General features: G+C 65.9%; 3 protein-coding genes and 1 pseudogene. 1 reads left to right on the forward strand and 3 read right to left on the reverse strand.

Going from position 1 to position 4,038, the window contains the following annotated elements; all coding sequences use genetic code 11:
- Nucleotides 1–164: 164 nt before the first annotated feature.
- Entirely contained in the window at nt 165–1,991 is a 1,827-nt protein-coding gene (locus ACFWZ5_RS45230; protein ID WP_384893024.1) for a reverse transcriptase domain-containing protein, read from the reverse strand.
- A 363-nt stretch (nt 1,992–2,354) separates the two neighbouring features.
- On the reverse strand, nt 2,355–2,846 hold the full coding sequence (locus ACFWZ5_RS45235; RefSeq protein WP_384893027.1) for a transposase: 492 nt from the start codon (nt 2,844–2,846) through the stop codon (nt 2,355–2,357).
- 228 nt (nt 2,847–3,074) lie between these two features.
- Between ACFWZ5_RS45235 and ACFWZ5_RS45240 the strand changes: the two are divergent.
- Nucleotides 3,075–3,509 (forward strand): annotated as a pseudogene (locus ACFWZ5_RS45240) (transposase family protein); the annotation flags it as partial.
- A gap of 7 nt (nt 3,510–3,516) precedes the next feature.
- Here the strand turns inward: ACFWZ5_RS45240 and ACFWZ5_RS45245 are convergent.
- On the reverse strand, nt 3,517–4,038 hold a 522-nt coding region (locus ACFWZ5_RS45245; RefSeq protein ID WP_384893030.1), incomplete at its 5' end, for a transposase.

The following is a 4,038-nucleotide window of genomic DNA, read 5'->3' on the forward strand; positions in this document are numbered from 1 at the left end:
CGGTCGTCTTCGGCGAGACGGCCGCGGAAGTCTGCCAGCACGCTGTGGTGAAAGCCGGGATCGTCCAGCTCCATGGCCATTGCATGTGAAGTAGGCCGCCGAAGAGGTGCCCCTGGCTGGGGTCCTTTTCCGACGGCCCCTTCCCGAACCGGGCGTGCGGCTTGTCACCGCACCCGGCTCTCCAGTGCCGTTCTTCGTGAGGTGCCGCCTGTGAGACGTCCAGCGTGGATGTCCTCATGACAGCGACGGCAGACGACCAAGGTCTTGCGACGGCGCGCGGCCATCGTCCTGGCCCATGTCGAGCGCTTGGGCCTCCCCTTGACGGTCAGGTCCTTCAGGTGCCGGACGTGGTGGACTTCCACGTTCGTCCGCGAGCCGCAGAGTTCGCAGACATCGGCGAGGAGCCATTGCAGAAGTTCCGTCCGGTCACCGTTCCAGACCTTTCGGGGCTGGTCGTCGAGACGGGAAACCTTGATCCTTCGCTTCAGAGAGATCCCTCCCCACTCGGCCGCCAACGGCGGTCGTCCGTCGCCGCGTTCGGCGGTGACCCGCAGCCCCTTGCGGGGGCCGAGGTCGGTCTGGAGCATGGCCCGGTAGCGTCGGTAGACCTTCGGGACGGTGGTGCGGTGTTTCTGCGCCAGCGTCTTGGCCAGCGACACTTCCATGGCGTACTTCAGTCGTCGGAGGCGATGGCGGTTGAACGCCAGTTGGTAGTACTCCGCGATGCCACGGAACTCGGCCTGGTACTGGGCGACGATCGAAAAGTCACTGTCGACCATGCGTCCGGCGATCCTGGCCGGTCGGCCGTGGTGGAGGTAGGGCCTGCACTTCGCGTGGACGACGTCGGCCGGCACTTTCAGCCCGATCTGCGCGTTGATGCTGCGGCGACCGCGCCGGTCGTACTTGCTGTCGTTGTCCAGGACCACGATCTCGTAGCCGAGGAACCGGGCGGCCTGTGTCCGCCCGTGGGTGATCAAGGTCTTGGCCTCGGAAAGTTCCAGCTTGAGCTCGTCACGCAGGAACCGGCCGACCTCCTCCTTGATCTGCTCTGCTTCCTGCTTGGGTCCGGTCAAGCCCAGCGCCCAGTCGTCGGCGTAACGGATATAGCGCAGGCGCCGGAAGCCGGGGTCATTCGCGTCCTTGGAGGGCATGTTCTGCATCTGCTTGCGCAGCTGCCGCACCTCCTCGACGCGGTGGTTCCGCCGGGCTGTCTCGATCGCATGCGCGATCCGCGCGTATGCCGGGTTCTGGGCGCGTCGGGCTCCCCGGTTGTAGGCGGGCAGCAGTTTCGCCTCGATGTACTTGTCCAGCCGGTCCAGGTAGATATTGGACAGGATCGGCGAGATCACACCGCCTTGCGGCGAACCGCTCAACGTCGCGTGATAGCGCCACTGCTCCAGATACCCGGCCTGGAGCAGGCCGTCGACCAACCGCAGGAAACGGTTGTCATGGATCTTCTCGGCCAGGATTAACCGCAAGACCTGGTGGTCGAGCCGGTCGAAGCACTGGGCGATGTCTCCCTTGACGAACCATGTGGTGCCACGCCATCCGGTGTAGATCTCTTGCAGGGCGGTGTGGCAACCCCGGCCGGGCCGGAATCCGTGGGAGCGGTCGGAGAACTGCGGCTCGTAATACGCCTCAAGCAACAGACGCATTACCTCTTGCAACAGCTTGTCCGACCAAGTCGGCAGACCCAGACCGCGCCGACGTTTCGGCGCTCCCTTCTTCTCGATGTAGACGCGGCGTGCCGGGGACCAGCGATAGCGCTCAGACCGGAGCGCGTCGATGAGCGCCTGGATCTTCGCCAGGCTCATGCCGTCCACGGTTTCGGCGGTACTGCCCGGCGTCATCGCCCCGCGGTTGCGGTAGATCCGCCCGTAGGCGACCAAGTACAACTCCGGGTTGAACAGACACCGGTAGAGACGTTCCAGCGGTAGCCCCTTCCTGCCGCGCTCACGAATGATCTTCAGGAGGGCTTCGGCGCTCTGCATTACGCATACCTCACCATCACCGTCGATCTGCTGACACCTGTGCCCCTTGGCCCTGCGGACGGCTTTCCCGTCCTCCTTGGTGGGGCGTGACTCCCACGACTACTACGGGCACTCCGTCGCCATAGGGCTCGCGCCCCGTAGGCGATCCCGCATTCCCCTTGCGCTGGACGTATCGAGCGTGACGTAGGCGGCCTGTCCGTCTCCTTGGGCGGGCTCGCTGCCCGCTGTCCACCGGCCGGAAGGGTTGAGGCGGCTCAAATAGGACCGCCCGATACCGGTGGCTGCGACTAAAGGCATCGTGTCGCAGGACGTACGACTTGCGTCCCTGGAGACTCGGCTTCAAGCAGTATGGCCTTCGCCGTATCACGCGGGCCTTGCACAGCAGGGTCTTCGATGCCTTCGCGACTCTCCGTGCTTTCCCGCCCTGCTGTGGTCCCCTCGCGCTTTCGCGTCCGGGTAAGACGGGCGGCCCCGAGGCCAGCTCCTTCCGAACCTCGGCTCCCTGCGGGAGCGATCCAGCGCCGAGTGAAACGGCGCACACTTGAAGTCGATGCGGCAGCGGACCGCCTCGGCGGCCTGCCGGTCCGACAGGCCGAGCAGGAACTGCAGCACGCAGACGGTTGCCAGCTGGGCGGGCGAGAGGCCCGGGCGTCCGTTCCGCGGGTACCAGTCGGCGAAGTCCTCATCGCACCACAGCCCATCGAGGCGGTCACACACCCATATCGCCGTCGTACCAGCCGGATTACTCGCCCGCGCTATCTGCGCAGTCAGAGGCGGGACGTGCTCACCGGAACGGGGGCGAAGGGACAACGGGTACCTCGACAACTGCGTCGGTCCTTGAACAGAGCCGAGCATGCCCGTTGATCACGGTGCCCCGCCCGGAATCCCCAAGATCCCCGACAGAGTCAAGCTAGTGGTGGCCACCACCGACCACCGACCCGGCCACCCCGCCGGACAAGGCCACCTGGTACCTGGCCACCAGCCTGCCCCGACCCGGCAGCCCGCGGGCGGCCGAATCCCCCTACGAGGTGGCCGGCCTGGACGAGATCGTGTGGCCCTATGGCCTGCGCAACTGGACCGAATCGCATCAGGACGGACGGGCCCTACTACTCGATGAAGCACAAGCAGCACGGCATGAACGTGCAGGTCATTGCCGCACCCAACGGCACCCCGCTATGGTTTTCGCGTGCGACGCAGGGGCGGACCCATGACCTGACCGCGGCCCGCGCCCACGGCATCGTCCAGGCCTGCCTCACCCGGCAGATCCTCGTGCTCGCCGACCGGGCCTATCAGAGAGCCGGCGCCACGGTCCGCACCCCCTACAAGCACCACCACGAACAACCCCCGCACTACCAGGAGTTCAACCGCGACCACACCCGTCTGCGTGCTCCCGGCGAACGCGCCTTCGCCCGGCTGAAGTCCTGGCAGATCCTGCGACGAGCACGGTGCTCAACCCGCCGCATCGGCACAGCCGTCAAGGCCATCCCCACACTCATGACCTGCGACTATTCAGGATGAAAGAGGTTCACTGAGGTTGTCTGTGTGTTGTCGCCCTCACGAGTCCGGTCGCGGTGAGACAGCTGTCGATGATGTCGCCGCGGTACTGCAGCTGTCGGAGTCCACGGCGGAGGGCACTGAGGAGGTGATCAGGGTCGGTGAAGGCGGTGTTGACCTGGCGGCTCCTGCGCAGGAGGGGCCAGATCCCCTCGACGGGGTTGAGGTCCGGGGCATAGGGCGGCAGGTAGTAGCAGGTGATCCAGTCGCGTGTGTCGATGAAAGTGCGCAGGCGTGCGTCCTTGTCCACGCTCGAGTTGTCCCAGATGAGAACGATCGGGCCGCCGAGTTGCTGGTGGGCCCGGACGAGCAGGTCACGGTAGTCGGTCCAGGTGAGGCTGCGTCTGCCCCCGCGCTTGTGGTCGAGGTGTCGCTTGGGCCGAAAGATCAGGCGTGAGCGTTCTCCGTGCTTGTAGCAGGTGAGGGCGGCGATCGAGAAGCGGCGTTGGGAACGGCCACGGACCCGGATGACCGGGGTGTGCCCGCGTTTGGC

This window comes from Streptomyces sp. NPDC059003 (assembly GCF_042740445.1).
GTDB lineage: Bacteria > Actinomycetota > Actinomycetes > Streptomycetales > Streptomycetaceae > Streptomyces.